At 64.7% G+C, this 19,370-nt stretch carries 15 protein-coding genes; 7 read left to right on the top strand and 8 right to left on the bottom strand.

Annotated features, from left to right (window positions below):
- Nucleotides 1–8: 8 nt before the first annotated feature.
- Entirely contained in the window at nt 9–947 is a 939-nt protein-coding gene (locus FJ978_RS09385) for a diacylglycerol kinase family protein (protein WP_140571953.1), read from the bottom strand.
- A 773-nt stretch (nt 948–1,720) separates the two neighbouring features.
- Between FJ978_RS09385 and FJ978_RS09380 the strand changes: the two genes are divergently transcribed.
- The 3 genes from FJ978_RS09380 (at nt 1,721) to FJ978_RS09370 (ending at nt 4,037) form a co-directional block, all read left to right on the top strand.
- Nucleotides 1,721–2,155 carry a membrane protein gene (locus FJ978_RS09380; RefSeq protein ID WP_041164627.1) on the top strand — a complete coding sequence of 145 codons (435 nt, stop codon included), beginning with the start codon at nt 1,721–1,723 and terminating at the stop codon, nt 2,153–2,155.
- A gap of 6 nt (nt 2,156–2,161) precedes the next feature.
- The gene (locus FJ978_RS09375) at nt 2,162–3,292 is read left to right on the top strand and encodes a hypothetical protein (RefSeq protein WP_140571951.1); all 1,131 of its coding nucleotides are present in this window, start codon (nt 2,162–2,164) and stop codon (nt 3,290–3,292) included.
- Nucleotides 3,293–3,515: 223 nt separating this feature from the next.
- Nucleotides 3,516–4,037 (top strand): hypothetical protein, encoded by a 522-nt coding sequence (locus tag FJ978_RS09370; protein ID WP_140571949.1) that lies wholly within the window; start codon nt 3,516–3,518, stop codon nt 4,035–4,037.
- A gap of 52 nt (nt 4,038–4,089) precedes the next feature.
- Here FJ978_RS09370 and FJ978_RS09365 read toward each other — a convergent pair whose 3' ends face one another.
- Nucleotides 4,090–5,712, bottom strand: a complete 1,623-nt coding sequence (locus FJ978_RS09365) for an FAD-binding oxidoreductase (RefSeq protein ID WP_140571942.1) — start codon at nt 5,710–5,712, stop codon at nt 4,090–4,092.
- 136 nt (nt 5,713–5,848) lie between these two features.
- Between FJ978_RS09365 and FJ978_RS09360 the strand changes: the two genes are divergently transcribed.
- Nucleotides 5,849–6,343 carry a DUF2314 domain-containing protein gene (locus FJ978_RS09360; RefSeq protein WP_140571940.1) on the top strand — a complete coding sequence of 165 codons (495 nt, stop codon included), beginning with the start codon at nt 5,849–5,851 and terminating at the stop codon, nt 6,341–6,343.
- 13 nt (nt 6,344–6,356) lie between these two features.
- Here the strand turns inward: FJ978_RS09360 and FJ978_RS09355 are convergent, their stop codons facing one another.
- Nucleotides 6,357–7,325 carry a DUF3137 domain-containing protein gene (locus FJ978_RS09355; protein ID WP_140571938.1) on the bottom strand — a complete coding sequence of 323 codons (969 nt, stop codon included), beginning with the start codon at nt 7,323–7,325 and terminating at the stop codon, nt 6,357–6,359.
- 184 nt (nt 7,326–7,509) lie between these two features.
- Nucleotides 7,510–8,577: a CapA family protein gene (locus tag FJ978_RS09350; RefSeq protein WP_140571936.1), complete on the bottom strand. Its 1,068-nt coding sequence runs from the start codon at nt 8,575–8,577 to the stop codon at nt 7,510–7,512.
- Between the two features lie 106 nt (nt 8,578–8,683).
- On the opposite strand from FJ978_RS09350, the gene FJ978_RS09345 reads away from it, so the two are divergent.
- On the top strand, nt 8,684–9,955 hold the full coding sequence (locus tag FJ978_RS09345; protein ID WP_140571934.1) for a hypothetical protein: 1,272 nt from the start codon (nt 8,684–8,686) through the stop codon (nt 9,953–9,955).
- A gap of 389 nt (nt 9,956–10,344) precedes the next feature.
- Here FJ978_RS09345 and FJ978_RS09340 read toward each other — a convergent pair whose 3' ends face one another.
- Entirely contained in the window at nt 10,345–11,559 is a 1,215-nt protein-coding gene (locus FJ978_RS09340) for a TauD/TfdA family dioxygenase (protein ID WP_140571932.1), read from the bottom strand.
- Between the two features lie 101 nt (nt 11,560–11,660).
- On the opposite strand from FJ978_RS09340, the gene FJ978_RS09335 reads away from it, so the two are divergent.
- Complete coding sequence (locus FJ978_RS09335; protein WP_140571930.1) at nt 11,661–12,590, top strand: LysR substrate-binding domain-containing protein; 930 nt, start codon at nt 11,661–11,663, stop codon at nt 12,588–12,590.
- A gap of 7 nt (nt 12,591–12,597) precedes the next feature.
- On the opposite strand, the gene FJ978_RS09330 is transcribed toward FJ978_RS09335, so the two are convergent.
- The 3 genes from FJ978_RS09330 to FJ978_RS09320 are packed head-to-tail and all read right to left on the bottom strand — an operon-like array spanning nt 12,598 to nt 17,147.
- Nucleotides 12,598–13,530 carry a hypothetical protein gene (locus FJ978_RS09330; protein ID WP_140571928.1) on the bottom strand — a complete coding sequence of 311 codons (933 nt, stop codon included), beginning with the start codon at nt 13,528–13,530 and terminating at the stop codon, nt 12,598–12,600.
- On the bottom strand, nt 13,530–16,253 hold the full coding sequence (locus FJ978_RS09325; protein ID WP_140571926.1) for a hypothetical protein: 2,724 nt from the start codon (nt 16,251–16,253) through the stop codon (nt 13,530–13,532). Before FJ978_RS09325 ends, FJ978_RS09330 begins: the two co-directional genes overlap by 1 nt.
- Nucleotides 16,254–16,277: 24 nt before the next feature.
- Nucleotides 16,278–17,147, bottom strand: a complete 870-nt coding sequence (locus FJ978_RS09320) for a protein-L-isoaspartate O-methyltransferase (protein ID WP_140571924.1) — start codon at nt 17,145–17,147, stop codon at nt 16,278–16,280.
- Between the two features lie 514 nt (nt 17,148–17,661).
- Here FJ978_RS09320 and FJ978_RS09315 point away from each other — a divergent pair.
- Nucleotides 17,662–19,263 (top strand): DUF2778 domain-containing protein, encoded by a 1,602-nt coding sequence (locus FJ978_RS09315; protein WP_140571922.1) that lies wholly within the window; start codon nt 17,662–17,664, stop codon nt 19,261–19,263.
- Nucleotides 19,264–19,370: the final 107 nt, after the last annotated feature.

Here is a 19,370-nt window from a genome sequence, read left to right as displayed (position 1 = left end):
GCCTTGATTCAATATCTGAGCGTCAGCGCGCCCGGCAGCATCTCGAAAGTCGCGGGTATGCGCCCGGGCGACTCGCCGTCTATATCGACCAGCGCGTTGTTTTCTGTCCCATCGCCGAGCGGTTCGACAACCACTTTCTTGCCGCGCAGGATGGTGATGGCCGGATGGTTGCGGTGCCTGCCGCCATAGAGCAGGCGGATGTCCCAGATCAGCTTCAGCTTGCCCGCCGCGCGCAGGATGACGATGTCGAACTCGCCATCGGTCAGTTCGGCATCCGGCGCGATCATCATGCCGCCGCCGAAGAATCTGCCGTTGGCCACCGCCACCAGCGCCATGCGCGCCTCGACCGGCGCGGCGTCGTCGACGGTGATCCTGACATCCTGGAAGCGGTAGCGGATGAACTCGACCACGGTGCGCCACAGGAACAGCGCCTTGGCCGACATCTTGCCCTTGCGCTTGTCGGCATTGACGGCGCGATCGGTGGCGCCGGACAGGCCAAGACTGGCGATGTTGATGAAATGGCGGCTGGCCAGCGCGCCATGGTCGTCGACGTAGCCGATACGCCCTGCATCGACCTTGCGCCCCTTCGCTTCGGCGATCCGCTTCAGCGCCGCATCCACCTGCTTCGGCAGGCCGAGCCCGCGCGCGAAATCGATGCCGGTGCCGCATGGCAGCAGACCAAGCTCGGTTGTGCGGCCGCCTTCTTCGGCCGCCTGCAGCAGGCCATCGGCCACCTCGCTCGCCGTACCGTCGCCACCGGCTGCGATCACCAGGTCGAAACCGCTGGCGGCAAGGTCGATTGCCAGGCGTTCGGCATCGCCCTCGGCCTGCGTCTCGCGCAATTCGAAATCGCCGAAGTGCTTCTTCAGCGAGGCGGCGACTTGAGGCCAATGCCGTTTCAGCCGGCCGCCGCCGGCAATCGGATTGAGCACCACCCCGACTTTCAAATACTCGCCCTCCCCCGTCGCCGGGCCTGTGTGCCCGATCCTTTGCCGACCCGATCTTTTGCCGGCCCGATCCTTTGCAAGCATTGAAGCCCGCGCGCGCCGGCAGAGCAAGGGGCGCTCGGCTACGGCTTCCGAAAAGCGCGGGGCAGGCTGTCTAAGGCGTTCGAGCTTGAAACTCCTGGGCTTTTGGCATCGGTCCCCGATAATCCCGCTATCCACAGGCCCACGGCCATTCCCCAAGGCCATTACCCGGCGTAAGTTCAACTCATCTCAGGCGGCTACCGATCATCAAGCCGAAAGGCGAAAGTGAAAGGCGGATTTCCTGAGGCCCGTACGGCCCGGACCAAGAACAGGCTTGCCTGTGCGAGGGACGGAAGCCGAGACCTACGGGGCCGCGGAAAGCGTGCCAACGCCGACGGCGGACCGATGCTGCCATGAAGGACGGCAAAAACCTTCGATGGCACGCAGGGCAAAGCTCGCAAGGGTGGAGACCGGCGTGGTCTGGAACGGATGCTGCCTCTGGGTGGCTTCTGGCAGGACCGTCAAAATCAAGGCCGGCATGGCGCGACGACTTTACGGAAGTTGCTGCCGCGACCGTGTTCTGATCTGACAGGGAGGCGCTGGGAGAAATCCCGGCGCCGACTGCCTTTTCGCCTCTTCGACATCCTTTGCCGATGATCTTGCGGGCGCCGCTTCACCGCGCGCTAAAATCGGTTAGTATCCCAGCGTCGGAGTCCATCTGCAAAATGGGCTCGGAGAAGTGGGGATACTTCATGACGCTGATCCAGAAGCTTGCCGTTGCCTATGCTTTCCTGTTCTTCGGCGTCGTCGCCATCGGCTACATACCGGCCTTCAACGATGCAAACGGCAATCTGTTCGGCCTGTTCTCGCTGCAATGGTACGACGACCTGCTGCACGCCTTCTCCGGCGTCTGGGCGCTGGCCGCCGCCTTCATCTCGCACCGCCAGGCGGTGTTCTATTTCAGGCTGTTCGGCTCGGTCTATCTGTTCGACGGCGTGCTCGGGCTGATCACTGGTTCCGGCTGCCTTGATGCCGGCATCTTCATCAACGGTTTCCGCTCCCTCAACGACATCGAATTCCCCGCCCGCTTCTTCGCCAACCTGCCACACCTCGTCATTGGCGGCTTCGCCGTCTATGTCGGCTTCTGGCTGTCGAAGCGCATTTACGACCACTTCGCCACGGCCTGACCAGCCATGTTCCTGTTCCGCTGGCTGAAGCGCGTCGTCAAGACGATCCTCTGGCTGATCGTCACCATCATCCTGATCCCGATCGTCGGGCTGGCCTATGGCTTCTTGACGACGCCGTCGCTCGACAAGACGCCCCTGCCCGGCATCGCCGATGGCGCGCCGCCCAAGGCGCTGGCCGACAAGGTCCGCACTGAGATCCCAGGCTACCAGCGGCCGGAGGAATCGACCTTCCTCACCTACCCGGAATGGGCGATCGTCTATGCCGCGCGCGAATATGCCGGCTTCGTCGCCAAGGACCAGCCGAGCGGCTTCCCCTACTGGTCTTATGTCGGCCGCTTCTGGCAGGACTACGCCATGGTGATCCGCGCCGGTTCTGCCTACAAGTTCAACTATGCCAACCACCAGATGCTGGTCATCATCGGCACCAGCCACTCGATCGAGCACATTTTGCAATGGGCCTATGAGAACACGGTCGGCCGCATCACCGAGGCGACGACGGCCAAGCGCACCGCCGCCGACATCTACCAGGCCAAGGTGGCGGCCGAGTACGCCGCTTTCCTCGACCAGGTGCCGTGGTACCAGTTCCCCTATGCGCAGAAGCGCGCCGGCCTGTTTGCCGTGCAGCCGGCACCGGGCGACAGTTCTATCCGCACCAGCGAACGCAAGCTCGCCTTCGGTCTCGCCGACACCATCAAGCAGGGCTATGCCGACCTGATCACCAAGGCGCTTGCCGCGACCTCCGACCCGGCCTTGCTCGACATCCACGTCTGGGCCAAGGGGCCGGTCGGCGAAGCGACACGCAATGAGCCAGACACCTTGCTGGAACGTGACTACGGCATTGACGGCACCGTCTTCGTCACCAAGCGCTATCAGGTGTTCACCGACATGATCCCGCGCCTGATCGACAAGGGCGTCTCCTTCGTCGAGATCGGCGGCAATGACGAGATCATGGTCACCACGCTGTCGACGGATGCGATCGCCGTTCCCGAAGGCATGCGCATCCTGTTCAGCTACCCGCTGCCGGCCGATCCCTCGACGCGCCGCACCGGCATGGTCGTCGCCGTGCGCAAGCTGCACCTTGTGCTGCCGTCACTGATCAAGGCCGGCGCGAAACTCGAACACGTCTACGACTACTGACAGGAGACGACGGCCGGGCGGCGGGGAACCGCGTCGATGTTGCAGAATCGACACCCGGTTGATCTTTCGGACACCACGCCACGCTCATTCCACAATCGCGGCCAAATCCCGCCTTGTTCGCGCGCGATGGAACGCTTCCATGTTGCCCAAAGCGGAAACCGGTTTGGGACCGTGACATGCACCTGAACCGGCTGCCGGGAGGGCATCTCGAAGGGACAAGACCGTGATCAAGACCGCCCTTGTCGCCATGACCATCGTCGGCTGCGACTGCGACGCCAAGCTGTGCGAGTATATCGGCGAGACGCCGGCCAAGTGGTCAACCATCGCCGAGTGCGAATCCGCGATGAAGAGCCAGATCCTGCATGAGCGCAATTTCAACTATCCGCTCGTCTCCGGCATCTGCCGCACGAAGGGTTCGTCGTCCTCCTCGCAACTGGCGGCCACCGCCTCCCGCCCGGAACTGAAGCCCGCCAGCAGGATCGTCAAAACCCAAAGCCCGCTGCCGCCCGAGCTCAGCCATCGGCCGAGCGTTCCGGTCGGCTCGCCGACGACGGCCCTGGAAGCGGCCGCCGCCCGGCCTGTCGCCTATGAGCAGGTGGTCGATGGCGGCACCGGCGTGCTCTACCGCACCAAGAACGGCTACGCCGTGGTCAAGACCGATCTCGGCCGCGCCGCATCAGTGACCGCGGGCGCGGCCAAACGCTCGGTGAACTGGCTGACCGGCCTGATGCCGACGGGGCTGTAGGCTCGAACGCGCGCTCTCCGGCGCCTTCCTCACAAGAAGTTCCGCCTGACGTCTACGCCACCCCGCTCAGCGCCTTGATGGCCCGATAGAAGGTCGAGCAAAACAGTTCCGTCGGGTCATATTGCCGCTTTGCCGCCAGAAAGGCCGGCAGCTCGGGGTACGACGCCAGCAACTCCCTGGCCGTGTAGTGCAGCTGGTAGGGCAGGAAGAACCGCCCGCCATGCCGGATCGTCACGTCGATCAGCGCCCGCGTCAGCGCCCGCATTCTCGCGTTGCCGTCCGCATCGGTCGGCTGGTTGATGTAGAGCACCAGCGAATAGGCCGGCTCCGGCGCATAGGTCAGCGCCAAATCCTCCTTGTGGACGATGCGCACCGACGCGTTGAGCACCGGCAGGTTCTGGTTGCGCAGGATCTCGCGGGCCTCGGCGATGAATGGATTATACGCCGCGCGTGGAATAAAATATTCGTGCAGGATGTCGGTCTCATCCACCAAATCGTTGAAGAGATAGGGCACCGAATCGTGCATCGGGTTGTTGCGGGTGACGAGGCAGGCCTCGCCCTGCGCCATCGCAGCCGTGCGCGCCACCGTGCAGCTCTCGAATTTCGGCTCCAGCGTCTTTTCGGTGAACCATTTCAGCTCCTGGAACAGGCTGCCCTTCTTGGCCAGGTTCATGATCACCCGCTTCAGCCCGACACCCTCCGGCTCGCCGATCTCGGGCTGATCGGCCGGCGGCTGCTCGGCCACCTTGTCGTAGCGATAGACGATCATGTCCTCGAGGAAATTGCCCGGCGCCGTCGACAGATGGCCGTAAAACAGGCCGATCCCCCTGTTCGGCTCCAGCACCTCGGCAAAGAATTTCGGAAAGTCGTCGGATTTGATGATTTCGCGCGAGGTCCGGTAGACGGCATTGTCGACGATATCGAGCGTCGCCTCCAGCACCACGCCGAACAGGCCGTAACCGCCGACGACATGGCGAAACAGCCCGCTGTTCTCGCTCGGAGAGCAGGTGGTCACCGACCCGTCGGCCAGCATCACCCGCATCGAGCGGATCGAACCGGCAACCGAGCCCGCCTGGTGGTCCATGCCATGCGCGTTGACGGACAGCGAACCGCCGACGGAGAAGATGTCGGTCGACTGCATAGACTTCACCGCGAAGCGCGGATGCAGCATGTTCTGGATGTCGTGCCAGCGCGCGCCCGGCTGCACCGTCATGGTCTTGGCCGCCGCGTCGACGGTCACCTTGTTGAACTTTCTGAGGTCGAGCACCAGCGCGTTGTCGTCGAAGGCATGGCCGCCCATCGAGTGACGGATTGCGGCCAGCGAGACTTTCAGCCCGTTGGCGCGGGCGAAGGCCAACGCCCTTGCGATATGATCCTCCTCGCCGACCTCGACCACGCCATAAACGGGCGTCCTCGACAGGCCGCTGGCATCGTTGATGTCGCCGCCCTTGGCCGACCAGGGCAGCGCGGGATCGAAGACCGGTGCGTTCCCGAGCGGCTTCAGCGGCAGGGCAATGCCGTCGACATCTGCGATGCGGCCGGCATTCTTCGGCCCGGAGGGCCCGCGCGCAAGCCGCGCCATGGTGGTTCCGCCCCACAGCACCGCGCCGCCGACCACCGCCGCACCCAGCAGCAGCCGCCGCGACAGGCGAAACCCTTTTTGGTGCTCGGCCATGAATATCCCCCGTTGGCCAAGGGATAGCGCGGCGGTTCGGCAAAAACCATAGCGGCGACACCGGGGATACGCGCTATGGTTGCAAATTCGAAACGAATGCACGAGAGTATAGGCAGCCAGAGGGGGACGTCATTCCATGAAGTTTGTATTCCGGACCATAATATCGCTGATGCTGGCGCTTGGGCCTGGATCCGCCTGTGCGCAGGACGTGGACCCGGGTGACGACAAGACGATTATCTTTACCAAGGACGACCCCGAAATGGCCGCCGCGACCGCGCAGGCGCTCACCAGCCTCGATGAATTCCTGGCCTTGGCCGAGGCTCCTCCCTCCGGCACGGAGAGGTTCAAATTGAAGGTCAAGGTGCGCGACGGGAACGTCACCGAGCACTTCTGGGTCATCCCGTTCCGGCGCACCGAAACCGGCTTTGTCGGCATATTGGCGAACCAGCCGGAACAAGTGCGCAACGTCGTCCTCGGCCAGAACATCGAATTCACCCGGGACGATATTTCAGATTGGGGCTATACCCGCGATGGACGGCAGGTCGGCAGCTTCACCGTCTGCGTGATGTTCAAGAAGATGTCGAAGGAAGAGGTGGACACCATGCGCGACAAATACGGCTTCGATTGCTGACGGCCAAGCTCGGCTAACCCGCCGGGTCCTTCGCCCCGATCTTGCGCACCAGCGCTGCCGTTGCCAGCATGGCGCCCATATCCGATATCATCGGCGCGACGTGCCTGGTGTAATCGAGCGGCACCGAAATGTCCGGCAGCTCGAAGAAGTTCTTCGCTTGCGGCAACAGCAGGAAACCGTCGCCGCCATTGAGCGCGACGCGGGCCGGATCGTCCGGCCAGGTTTCGCCGAGCCATTTCAGCGCCTGCGCCAGCCGGCCGGTCACCAGCGGCCGCGCCGCCTCGACATTGTCGGTGCGGAATTCGTAAGCCGCGTCGAGCAGGGGCTCACCCGACGACAGCTCCTGCATCCTGGTTGTGAACATGCCGCGGAAGAAGCCGATGACCGCATTGGTGCGCCGCGTCGCCACCAGGATTCCCGGGAACGGCTCGATGGCCTCGAAGGCGACGATGACGCCCTTGAAGGCCGTCGATGAGCCCTTGCCCGTCCCTTCCCGCAATTCCGCTTCGTAGAGCTCGAACGGAAACTCCTCGTAGCGGCCCGAAACGACATCGTCGAACGCTTGCCGGTTGAACGGCCCGACCGCCTCGCGCGGCAGTCGGTCGAAGGAATTCGGCCTGCCGCCATGCTGGTAGCGCACATCGCGGATGAAGCCGAAGATGATGGGCAGCAGCGTTTGGCGGAACGATTGCTGCAGCCGGGCGGCGGGCTTCATGGCCTGGAAGTAGAGCAGGATCGAGGCCGCGAAGCCGAGGACATAGAGGAACACATGCGGCAGCGAGAACCACTGCTCGTTTGGGTCGGCGACCTTGTTGAACAGCCAGGTGAGCACCACCACGGCGACCACCACCAGACCGACGAACACCGGCACCCGCCAGCGCACCTGCCGCGCCACCGAGGCCCGCGCAGCCTCGTAGCTCTCGATGTCTTTCCGGATGGCGGCGGTGGCCGCCTCACCAGGCATGAAATCCGCTGTTTCCACCGCCACCCCCCGCAAGCCTCGATGAGCTGATGATAGCTGGTTTTGCGAGAAAGTCGCCAGCCGGAGGCAGCAAGCGCGATCTTCCCTTCTCCCCTTGCGGGAGAAGGTGGATCGGCGCGACAGCGCCGAGACGGATGAGGGGTGCCCCAGCGGAGTGAGACGCTGGCGTTCCCTGGAGCACCCCTCATCCGGCCGCTTCGCGGCCACCTTCTCCCACAAGGGGAGAAGGGAAGATCACGCCCAGCCGCCGTTCGACCCTTTCCCTCATCGCCCCCTCCAACCCCTCCACCGGCACCAGCCGCTCATGATCTCCGCTCCGCAGCCGCACAAAGGGATGCAGCCGGTAGGCCGCAACCATCCCACGCGTCCCGGCATCGGCACCGACATCGACGACGAAAATCCCGCCAATGCGCCCCGGCCATGGCTGGTGGACAAGGGCGGTGCCGAGGAAATCGCCAAGCCCATAAGCGACGACCGTCTTCCCGATCCGTTCCACCGGCTGCACGACATGAGCGTGATGGCCTGCGATCAGGCCGACGCCTTGCCCGGCCAGGCGCTTGGCCAGCGCTCGCGTTTCGGCGCGTGGAAAGTGGCGGAACTCCCAGTCCCAATGCGGCACGGCGCAAAGAAGATCGCAGCCGTCACGCAGCCAGCCTGTCGGGTCGCTGCCCATCGACACGCGGCCGGCGAACAGGTCTTCGCCCGCATTGCGCCACAGCGTGAAGGCGGCAAGGCCGACGGTCAGCGGTCCGGCTTCGACAGGCTGCACCGGGCCATTGGCCGCCAGGCCGATGGTGCGGATACCGAGCCGCTTCAGCGCCGCCACCGTATCGTCGAAGCCGGAGACGCCCTGGTCAAGCACATGATTGTTTGCCAGCGACAGCACCAGTTTTTCGCGGGCGATACCGACCGAAGACAGCGCCTCGGCCAGAAATCGCTCGCTCATCGCATGATGCGTGCCGAGCTTGGTGCCCAGAACGGCACTGGGCCTGTCCACGACAGGGCTTTCGCAATTGCCGATCACCAGATCGGCGGCACCTAGCAGCGCCTTGATCGCCGGGTCGCAGTCCGGCGCGCTGCGATTGGCCACTGCCGAGATATCGCCGATGAAGGCCAGCCGCACAGTCCGCTTCGGTGGCGGGTCCACCAACGTTGCAGCCGCAGGCGCAAACCCGCCGGCATCGCCGCCGAGCGACGGCTTCAGGAAACGCGGCAGCCAGGACAGCTTGTAGGAGAGCGGATAGTTCGACACGCAAAGCCCAATCGTTTGCCCTGTGTAGACCGTCCGCCGGACAGGTTGAAGCGCAGAGGCCGACATTCGTGTATGGTCGCCCGCAACGCTACATGGGAGGGAAAAAATGACACGAATAGCAAGCCTGCTGGCAGCCGCCTTCATGGTGCTTCTCCCCCTATCCTTCGCCAGCTTGTCTTCGGCCGGCGCCGCCATGCCCGAAGCGGCAACCGCGCTGTTCGAGGCCAAGACCGTGGCCGCGCGCGATGGCACATTGTCGACGCTGGAGGCCGCCGCGCCGAAGGACCCGGCATCGGCCTATGCAGCCGGCGCCGGCGAGTTCTTCACGGCGTTGGAACTCCTGGCCAGCGGCCTGCACCGCCATGGCTTCGAAAGCCCGCAATCCTTCATGCTGCCGCTGATGCAACTGCCGGTGCCGCCCAATCCCAACCCTGAGCCACTGACCTATGAAGAGTTCCGCGCCATACTGGTCGCCTTCCGCGACCGTCTGGAAAAATCGGCCACGACATTGGGCTCGGTCCCCGCCGATGCCGATATCGGCATGGTCATCGACCTCACCCATGTCGGCATCGACCTCAACGAGGACGGCACGATCGCGCCTGATGAAAGCATGGTGGCCATCATGGCCGCGCTGTCGCACGGCAGCATCCAGCAGGGCGACGCCGCACCCACGCTGACCTTCCGCTTCGACCGCGCCGACGGTTACTGGCTCCAGGGCTATGCCGAGTTCCTGATGGCGCAGGCCGATTTCTGGCTGGCGCATGATTTCAAGGGCACCTTCGACGGCTCCTTCCACATGCTGTTCCCGCGCGCCAAGCTGCCGCTGCAGGATATTCTCGTGCCCCCGCCCAGCGAGATGGGCTCGAGCATCTTCTCGTCGGAATGGCGCATCGCCGATTTCATCTCGATGGTGCATATGATCAACTGGCCAGTGGTCGAGCCGGAGCGCCGCAAGGCCGCACGCCAGGAGCTGCTCGAAATGATCCGCCTGTCGCGCGAGGACTGGAGGGCGATCCGCGCCGAGAAAGACAATGACCGCGAATGGCTGCCCGGCCCGCAGCAGAAGGGCGAGAACCCGCTCACCGGTCTCGAAGTCGGCGAGGAGCAGGTGCAGGCATGGCTCGCCACCTTGACCATGGCCGAGGACCTGCTCGAAGGCCGGGCGCTGCTGCCGCATTTCCGCATCACCGGCAAGGGCATCAACATGAAGCGCTTCTTCGACGAGCCGAAGCCCTTCGACCTCGTGCTGTCGATCACCGGCCCAGGCATCGCTCCCTACCTGGAGACCGGCAAGATCCTGACCAGCGAGGATTTCGACCAGATCCAGCGTCAGTTCGGCGGCGGTGGATTTTTGACGTTCGCGCTGTGGTTCAATTGACGGCTTAACGGAACTTGGGTTCCTCGCCCCCCGCAAAGTGGCTATGCCATGCACATACCTTCTGTGACTGGCGGGACCGATTGGCGCGAGGCTTGATTGCCAGGTGGTTCCCCAAATCCGTCGCTGCTTCGCAGCGCCACCTTTCCCCCCTCCGGAGGGAAAGGAAGGGAGCGTTGCTGGACGAGCGTTAACGGCAAAGAACTTGGCGCCTTCCTCTACCCCGTCGATCGGGGGGTCCGAAGGACGGGCGAGACCCGTGGCTCGCCCCGCAGGTGGCTCGGCGAAGCCGAGACGGAGTGGGGGTCGACCAGCGCAGCATAAGACAATGCATGCGCCAAGCTGCATGCCGCAGCGCAAAGCGGAGGCGAGGAAATCCTGTCCCGTGGCTCTCAGAAAATTGCCCCCTGATACAGCACCGCCTCGGCCTCCTCCGGCGCGAACCGTCGGGCCAGCGAGCGAAATGCGCTGTGCACGCCGTCGCGGTCTATATTGCAGCTTCTGAGATGCCGCATGGCAAGGGCCGGATCGAAGGCGCTGCGGCCATGCAGGACGCGCTGGTTGTCGAAGACCAGCACTTCGCCCGGCTGCAACTGGTGCTGGAACTGGTTTTGTGGATCGCAGATCAGCCGTGTCAGTTCGGCCAATGCCTCGATCAGGCCGTCGATGCGGTCTTCAGGCGCCCATTGCGGCGCCAGGCAGCGGTCATTGTAGCGGATGCCGGTAACCGCGCCTGCCGCGTCGAGGCTGATGACATGCGCCTCGGCGCTGAAGAACACCTCGCCGGCGTGCTCGCGATGAAAGGTGACGCCATGCCGCGTCAACAGCTCGAACAGGCCGGGCGTCCTGTTTCGCATCAGTTCGGCGATATGAAAACCGTCGACCATCAGTGACGTGCCGCCGGTGCCCGCACCGGTGCGGATGGCGTGGAAGAAAATGAAGCCTGGCGGTGCATAGCGGAACGGCTCGTCCGTGTGCGGGATCTGCGCCCGCGCCGTCTCGCCCGCCACCCGCGCATCCGGCCGCGAGATGAGATCGAACACCTTGCCGTAGCTGGTCTCCCGAATTGGCCCGTAGCGGCCGGCGACCCGCGCCGTCGCCTCCGTCTCGGCCGGAACCCCGGTCAGCATGGCGATGCCGTGATCCCTCAGCGCCCGCAGCGACTGGAACAGCGCTTCGTCGTCCGCCACCACCGCGTCGAAGGCGAAGCGGCCGAGCCGGGCAGTAAGATCGCTGTTCCACAGTTGCGGCTGGAACCGAACCGGGCCTGGACCGCCGGCATGGCCGGCGAGCAAAGCCGCATCGTAGCGCGAGACATGCCCATCCTGCCAGATCGCGGTGACCTGCCCGGGGCTCGATACATCGAAACTCTCGGCACGGACGGCCTTGCCGACATCGGCCGGCGTCAGCCACCTCTTGCCCGAAGCGGTGTCGCCACATTGCTCGCATTCGCAGGCAAGCCGCAGCCAGCGCGTCGAGAGCGTTGCAGCGCGGCCATCCGCCAGTTCGATGGCGATCCGCGCACCCTCGGCTCGCATGGCCCGGATCGGCATCGCTTGAGAGCCGGCATGTCCTGGCTGGCTTGCATGCTTTGGCGTGTCGAGCATCTGGTGTCCCCTGTGGTTTGAATTTCTTCGACCAGCCTAGGCAAAGGAAAACCGCCTTTCAAACGAGTTCCTTTCTCCAACTTTTGAGATAAATTCAGAACATGACGACGTTGCGGGACTTGCCACTCTCCGGATTGCGCGCACTGCTGGCCGCCGCCAGGGCCGGCAGCCTGACGCGCGCCGCCGAGGAGTTGGGCGTGACGCCCGGCGCCATCGGCCACCAGATCCGGCAGTTGGAAGAGCGGCTCGGCGTCAAGCTGGTCCGGCGCGAGGGCAACGGCATTGCCCTGACCCGCGCTGCCGAGGCCGCATTGCCCGACATCGACCGCGGCTTCGACGCGCTCGCCTCCGGCATGCGGCGGCTGCGCTTCGAACGGCGGGCCGAGACCTTCACCATCGCGGCCGATCCGTCCTTCGCCTCGCTCTGGCTGGCACCCCGGCTCAACAAGGTGCGGGCAACACTGGGCAGGCTGGATGTCCGCATCGTCGCCTCCGTCGCGCACGATGCCATGCAGGAGGAAGGCGTCAACCTCGCCATCAGCTATCGCCGGGGTGCCGCACCGGACCTCGCATCGCTCGACCTGTTCACCGAACGGGTGATCCCGGCCTGCGCGCCCACCTTGGTTCCCGGCCATGTCAGGCCGGATGCGGCCGAGGTGCTGGACAGGATGCCGCTGCTGCACATCGACCCGACGATGGGCGACGACGTCTATCCCTCCTGGCGTGACTGGTTCGCGGCTGCTGGCCGGCAGCCGAAAGCCATCGACCAGGGTCCGCGTTTCGGGTTGACGATCGTCGCGGCGCAAGCGGCGATCGCCGGCATGGGCGCGCTGCTGGCGAGCGAACTGGTGTTGCGACGCCATCTCGAGCCTGGCCATCTCGTCGAGATCGCCCGTGACGTGCCGGCGCTGTCCATCAAGCGCCGGCTAGTCTGGCCACGGCATGGTCCCAAGGCGCGCCGTGCCGCCACCGTTGCCGCCGAACTGGCTGGTATCGCCGACATCGGTGTCGATGGCGCCCTGCCCGCGTGAGCCTGCCTTAACGCGGGAACCCGTGCAGCCTGCCGAGCAACCACTGCAGCGGGTCGTTTACGAACGCCCGCGTGACGAACGTATCGTGGGCGGCATCCGAGGCGAGGAAGGCGATGGCGCCAGCCTCGAGCCGGCGCGGCGGATCGGAACTGGCGTTGATGCCCTGGCTGGCCAGCAACTGCCGGATCTCCGCATTGCCGGCGGCCGAGGACCGGCCATAGGCGCTGACGAAAAAACTCTTGCGGTGATGCGTGATCCAACTGGCGAAAATGTCGGCCTCGTCGAACACCGCGTCGAGCAGGATGACGCCGAGCAAGCGACCGCTGATGTCACCGTTCCCAAGCACGAAGGCGGCCGGGTTGTAGCCGCCGCTATAGGCGACCAGCACCACCGGCATGGCCTCGAATGTCGTCGCCTTGGCGCCGGTCAGCTTGGCCAGCCCCTGCGCCGCCTCGGCCATGAACCCAGCAAAATAGCCCGACGTCCAGAAATTGCCGGCGCTGGAGTCCTGCGCGTTGCTAGCGAATTGCGGCGCCACCACAACGGCGTTGAGGCCAGACGCCTCAACCTGTGCGACGACCCGCTGGCGGCCGACCACGTCGCGCTGCAAGGTGGCGCCATTGCCGTGGAAGAACACCACGATCACCGCCGATTTGGCCGGATCGAACCCCTTCGGCACGGCCAGCAGCGTCGAGCGGTCGGAATAGGTCTCGTCTTCCCAGTAGATGCCGCCGCGCGGCGAGGTGTGGCCAAACCTGCCGTTGGCGGTCACGTCCAGAAACGGCCCCGAGCCGTCGGGCAATTTTCCGCGATAGGGAAAGGGTGACGCCTTGAACGGCACGATGGTGGATATCGCCTTGTGCAAGCGCGCGCCCTGGCTTGCCATCGGAAACGCCGCCGTGGCCAGCAATGCGGCGACGACGGCGCGCCGGTCGACCATCAGGCCGTCACCAACCGGACAGCCGGCGCCTTCGAGGGCAACAGCACGGCAAAGAACGCCGGGATGGCGACGAGATACGCGATCGCGGCCCATTGCAGCACGGCGCTGAGACCGAAACTGGTGGCGACGATCGGCACTGCGGCCGAGCCGATCACCGAGAAACAGCCATTGATGCCCCACGCCCACACGAACAGATGCTCCTTGCCGAGCCGCGCCAGCCAGGTCATCGCGGTGGCCATCGGCATGCCCATCAGGAAGGCCGGCGGCGACACCAAAAGGAAGCAGAGCAGCAGCCGCACCGCATAGGGATAGGCGCCGATCCGGTCGAGCACCGGTGACAAATAGAAACCGTAGGCTAGCAGCAGCACGCAGACGGCCAGCAGAACCACCGGCAGCAGCGTCCTGGCGCGGTCGAAGATGCGCTCCGCAAACAAGCTGCCCAGGCCGGAAAACACCAGCATCGACGAGATCAGCACCGAAGCCGACACCGTCGGATTGGCGAGCGCGACGGTGAAGCGGCTGATCAGCCCAACCTCGACCATGATATAGCCGAGGCCGAGGCAGGCGAAATAGAGGATGGTGCCGAGCTTGCCGCGCGAGCGCGAGAACACGATGCGCCAGCCGAAGATGACCGGCAAAAGCACCAGCGACGCCGCCGTGAGGCAGGCGATGCCGAGCGTCGCCCAGATCAAGAGATAACCCCAATCGTCCTGGAACAGGTCGAGCCGGTCCAGCGTGCGCGGCAGGTCGGCGACCTTCACATAGGCGGCGAAATAGGGCTGGTCGTTGCTGAGCGCACGCGCGTCGAAGACATAATCGCCGGCGAGCTTTTCCCAGCCGCCGGTCAAAAGCGCATGCCATGTCATGCGCTGCAGTTCCGTCGCCGGCAGGACCTGCGGACCGGCATCGCCGCCGGCTCCCGCACAGGCATCGAGCGTCGGATCGGCAGGCGCCGTCGGGTCGCAGTCGGGATTGGCAAGCGCCGTCGGGTCGGCGGGTGCTGTCGCATCGGCGGCGGGCTGCGTCAGCGTCGCGTCCTGTCCGCTGCCGAAGATCGAGGCGCGGTAATCATCGAGCACCTTTTGCGCGCCCGAGCCGTCATAGACCATGCCCGGATAATAGACTTCCTCCCAGGACATCGACCTGGTGTAGTCGCGCAACGTCTTGATTTCGGTCTCGGTGAAGCCGCCGCGCTTGAACAGCACCGTCGTCGTCGAGAGATAGCTCGACACCGCGAAGACGTCGTTGGCCGCGCCCTGCGGATCGAATGTCCTGGCCGCTTCGGCGATGGTAGCATAGAGCTTCAGCACCGATTTCGGCGGCTCTTCCTTGTTCCACAAGGTCACCGACAGCACGCCGCCATCGGCCAGCGCGTGCATGTAGCTCAGCATCGCCTCGTGCGTGTAGGCGTACTTCTCCGAGATGGCGAAACCGCCTGGATTGGACAGGCCGACACTGTCGGCGAGGCTGAGGTCGATGACGTCGTACCGCTCGGCGGTGTTGGCGAGGAACAGGCGCCCGTCATAGTCGATCACCTTGAGCCGCGGATCGGCCAGGATATCGCCGGTGACATCCCTGAGCACCGGATCGCGGAACGCCCGCAACGTCATCGGGTTGCTCTCGGCGACGGTCACCGAGTTCGAGCCGGCATTGAGCGCGGCCTGCGTGGAGATGCCGCCGCCGAACTGCACGACGAAGGTTTTCGGCTTGTCCTTGATGACATAGGGATAGTGCATCGGCAGGTAGCGGAAATAGACCTGCTCCGCCGGTGCCAGGTTGCGCATGATGCCTTCCGGCCCGTCGCCGTCGCGATACATGCCGACATAGGTGTTGGCCGGCACCTCGGGCATGCCGAAGGCTGCGTTGTCGCTCAGGCCCGGCGCGAAATGCATGTAGGAGCTGGCATAGACCTGCAGGTCGCCGAACGGCGAGACGCTGCGGTAGATGCGCTTGCCGTCCGGGAAGTTGCGGGCGTAGGCGACGCCCTTGTATTGCGACACCGCGATGTCTTGTATGCCGAGCAGGCCGGGCAGCATCAGGTAGCCCGATATCGACAGCACTGCCACGACCACGCCGGCAACGACGCTCTTCCAGGCGCCGAAAGCGGCGAACCACAGCAGCGAACCGGCGGCCCACAACAGCAGCGGCACGACGATGATGGTTTCCGGCGAAAACAGATACATCGACACCAGCACGACGAGGCCGGCGAGACCCGAACCGGTGAGGTCGGCGAAATAGACGCGGCCGAAGGCGGTGCGGCTCTTCAGGAAGACGATGCCGAGAAAGAACGCACCGGCCAGGAAGGGCAGGAGATAGAGCAGGAAATTGGCCAGCAGCCGCCATTTCTGTTCGGGGTCGGAGACCAGGAAGATGGCGTTGAACGGCACCGTCTGGGCGACGAGGTTGGAGCCGACGGCAAGCGGGCCGATCAGCAGCAGGGCGGCGGTGGCCGCACCTTGCCAGTGGCGGTCGAACCAGCCCTTGCCGGCGAAGATGACGACGCTGGACAGCGAGAAGCCGAGCATTGCGAGGCTGACCACCAGCGAGCCGAAATGCGACCAGCTGCCGACGGCGAACACCCGCATCACCGCTATCTGCAATGCGATGATGGCTCCGGCTATCAGCCCGACCGCGAGATAGTGCGCGAGCCGAGGCGCCTCGAGCGGAGGAACGGCCTTCAGGGAAGGAAGAGCCGGGCGGGAATTCGATATGACGGCTGCCATTCAGGTCCCTTGATGCGGCAATGCTCAGGCGTTGTGCGTGCCGACGATCTGGTCGCCTTCGAGCTTCGTGAACGGCACGAACGGTACCACCTTGCCATTGTAGATGTCCGAGCGGACGATGTTGAAGGTGCTGTCGGCAAGCTGCTGCTTGATCACCTTGAGCACGTGCTGGGCGCCCGGCGGACCGACCGGAATGACCATCACGCCATTCGGCTTGAGCTGCTGCAGCAGCGATGGCGGGATGTGGTCGATGCCGCAGGTGACGATGATCTTGTCGAACGGGCCAACGCTTTCCCAGCCATAATATCCGTCGGCGTTGCGGCTGGTGACGGAGCCGAACTCGCTGTAGCCGCGCTCGATCAGCGCGTCGTAGGTGCGGCGGGTGCGCTGCGCCAGCGGGTTGATGATCTCTATCGTGTGCACCTTGTCGGTGAGGTTGGCGAGATACGCCGACTGGTAGCCCGAGCCGGTGCCGACCTCGAGCACGGCTTCGCCGAACTGCACGTCTATGGATGTCGTCATGCGCCCGACCAAATGCGGACCCGAAATGGTCACGCCATAGCCGATGTCGAGGAAGGCATGGTCATAGGCGCGGCCCAGATTCTGGGGCAGCACGAATTCTTCGCGAGGCGTCAGGAGGAAGGCGCGCTTGTTGCGGTCGTCCAGCACGTCCTTGTTGTAGACCATGATCTGGAAGCGATCGAACCGCTCGGCCAGGAACTTCGGATCCTCGCCGCGATTGGCCACCATCCAGTCGATGAACGACTTTTTGTCCTTGAACGGCACTTCGGCGTTGCGGTCGTAGGGCACCGGTACATTGGCCCTGACGGTGGCAGGAATAATGGAAAACGCCGCAGCACCCGCCGACAGCGCCAAGAAGTCCCGACGCTTCATGGAAAAGCCTCCAAAGTGGCCTTTGCCACTCCAAACCAAGCACTTGACCGGAGTGCACCGGCTCCCAAACCGAGTCAATGGCCGTCGCGAGACAGTCGTCCGGGCCAAGAATTTGTGGCAGGCGGGCAACAGTTTTTGACGGTGCCCAAGGCCTTCCCGACGCCACGCAACGAGCGCCCGCCATCGTGGCATGACCGGCCGAACAGCCACCCGCACAAATTAGCGAGGGCTGTTTTGCTTGACTTGCCGGACAAAAACGGGCAGCAAAACAGGATTGGAAGGGCTGCAATACCGCGTGCATGGTCGTGGACAAGCCTTTTTCGGCACAAAGTCCACGTCTCTCTGTTGGTTTTGAGAGGGATTGGTTAACCAACTTTGTCCATATTTTGAAGCAATCGGCAACTAACGACAGGCGCGGAAAACGCGTCGGGGACCACCTGGGATCACTCACAGAATGGTCGTCGCGGCTATCACAGCCGCGGACGTGGGAGCCGATTGGAGCAAGATTGGTGGCATGGCGTTCTTGAGTAGAAACATTGTCGGGGACACGCGTTGGGAGGGCGAGAATGCCTGCGACGCTCCACGTTCCTCATCCTTCACCCCTGAACGGATCGTCCGCTGGGTCGCCGTGCCCGGCGTCAGCGCTGCCGTGGGCCTTTGGCTGATCGGCACCATGGCCGGCCTCAGTTCGGTCGGCGCCTCGCTGTCGGCGACGTCGGGCGGCCTGCCGCAGACGCTGTCCATGCCGGGCTCGCTGGCGCTGGCCGATCCGCTGAAACAACGTTTCCTGACATCCTCGGCGCCGTTCGTGCTGGCCAATGCCCATGGCGGCGCACAGGCCCTGCATGATCATGCCGTGCAATGCGGCGCCAGCTGTTTCAAGCTGGCCAGGGTGAGCCCCCACGCGGAGAAATCCGCACGCCTCGTGGCATCGGCAAAGCCGGCTGTCTTGAAGTCGAAGGCGCAGGAGCGCTTCGAACGCATGGAAGCATCGCTGTCGCCGACCAAGCTCGCGGCCGCCTTTGCCGGCACCGGCAAGCCTGTCGCCACGGCCGACGCACGCCCGGTGATTTCCAGCATCGGGGCCCAGATTACCCAGGCGTCGCTGGTGCCGTCCGTCCAGGTCGTGGCCAGCCTGTCGGACGACATTCCACCGCCCGCGGCGGAACGCTTCGCCCGAGCCGGCACCGGCTCCGTTGTCGTGCAGACCGCGCCGGCCCCGACGGGTTTTGCCCAGCCGGAGACGCCTGACAACGCGCAGCTGGCGCTCGCCCTCGTTCAGTCGATGCCGGTCGAGGACGAAGCCTTCGCCTCACCGCTGCCGATGACCGGCGCCTCGGCCGATGTCGCGGTCGCGCCTGTCGAGACCCAAAAGGCGCAGCCCGGCGACGCCGCCTCACTGCCGGACGCGCTCACCGACGACGTGCCGCTGCCGACCCGTCGCCCGCAATATGACGCGCCGCAGCAGCCCAAGGTCGTGGAACAGGACAAGGCCGTGGAGCAGGACAAGCCGGCTCCACAGCCCAAGATCGCGCAGCAGAAGCCGGCGCCCCAGGCAAAGCCGGCCCAACAGGCCAGGCAAGGCCGCCAAGGCGGCGACGTGCTGGCCTATGCCAAGCCGGACACGCCTTCGGGCGGCCTTGGCCAGGCGTTCAGAAACCTGTTCAATGGGCCGAGCGCCGGAAGCGGTGCCGGACACGGCGTTGCCGTCTATGACATCAGCGCCGGCATGGTTTACATGCCGGACGGCGAGAGGCTCGAAGCGCATTCGGGCGTCGGCGCCATGACGGACCAGCCGCGCTATGTCAACCAGAAGAACCGTGGGCCGACGCCGCCCAACACCTACAATCTGTCGCTGCGCGAGTCGCGCTTCCACGGTGTCGAGGCGTTGCGCCTCACCCCGGTCGATGGCCGCAACAAATACAATCGCGACGGCTTCCTGGCCCATAGCTACCTGCTTCGCGGCCGCTACGGACAGTCCAGCGGCTGCGTTGCCTTCAAGGACTATGCGCGCTTCCTCGCCGCCTACAAGAAGGGCAAGATCAAGCGCCTGGTCGTCGTGCCGCGCCTGAACGGATCGGCGACGCGGGTAGCATCCAACGGAAGCGGCGCCTGATCGGCGTCAGACAGCCACGGGCCGTGGCTTTCTCCTCCTGACAGCCTTCTGTCAGGAGCCGCGTCTGGCGGCGTGCCCCGCCCCATCCCACTCTTTCCATTTTGGCC

Origin of the sequence: Mesorhizobium sp. B1-1-7 (assembly GCF_006442705.1) — a bacterium.
Lineage (GTDB): Bacteria > Pseudomonadota > Alphaproteobacteria > Rhizobiales > Rhizobiaceae > Mesorhizobium > Mesorhizobium opportunistum.
Note: the sequence above shows the minus strand (reverse complement) of the source record. Positions and strands in the feature narration are given on the sequence as shown.

Bases quoted from the DNA above. Each gene is read 5' to 3' on its own strand.
- FJ978_RS09320 (WP_140571924.1), bottom strand. From the start codon at position 17,147: ATGAAGCGTCGGGACTTCTTGGCGCTGTCGGCGGGTGCTGCGGCGTTT.
- FJ978_RS09360 (WP_140571940.1), top strand. From the start codon at position 5,849: ATGAAGTTTGTATTCCGGACCATAATATCGCTGATGCTGGCGCTTGGG.
- FJ978_RS09375 (WP_140571951.1), top strand. From the start codon at position 2,162: ATGTTCCTGTTCCGCTGGCTGAAGCGCGTCGTCAAGACGATCCTCTGG.
- FJ978_RS09380 (WP_041164627.1), top strand. From the start codon at position 1,721: ATGACGCTGATCCAGAAGCTTGCCGTTGCCTATGCTTTCCTGTTCTTC.
- FJ978_RS09340 (WP_140571932.1), bottom strand. From the start codon at position 11,559: ATGCTCGACACGCCAAAGCATGCAAGCCAGCCAGGACATGCCGGCTCT.
- FJ978_RS09330 (WP_140571928.1), bottom strand. From the start codon at position 13,530: ATGGTCGACCGGCGCGCCGTCGTCGCCGCATTGCTGGCCACGGCGGCG.
- FJ978_RS09345 (WP_140571934.1), top strand. From the start codon at position 8,684: ATGACACGAATAGCAAGCCTGCTGGCAGCCGCCTTCATGGTGCTTCTC.
- FJ978_RS09325 (WP_140571926.1), bottom strand. From the start codon at position 16,253: ATGGCAGCCGTCATATCGAATTCCCGCCCGGCTCTTCCTTCCCTGAAG.
- FJ978_RS09315 (WP_140571922.1), top strand. From the start codon at position 17,662: ATGGCGTTCTTGAGTAGAAACATTGTCGGGGACACGCGTTGGGAGGGC.
- FJ978_RS09365 (WP_140571942.1), bottom strand. From the start codon at position 5,712: ATGGCCGAGCACCAAAAAGGGTTTCGCCTGTCGCGGCGGCTGCTGCTG.
- FJ978_RS09335 (WP_140571930.1), top strand. From the start codon at position 11,661: ATGACGACGTTGCGGGACTTGCCACTCTCCGGATTGCGCGCACTGCTG.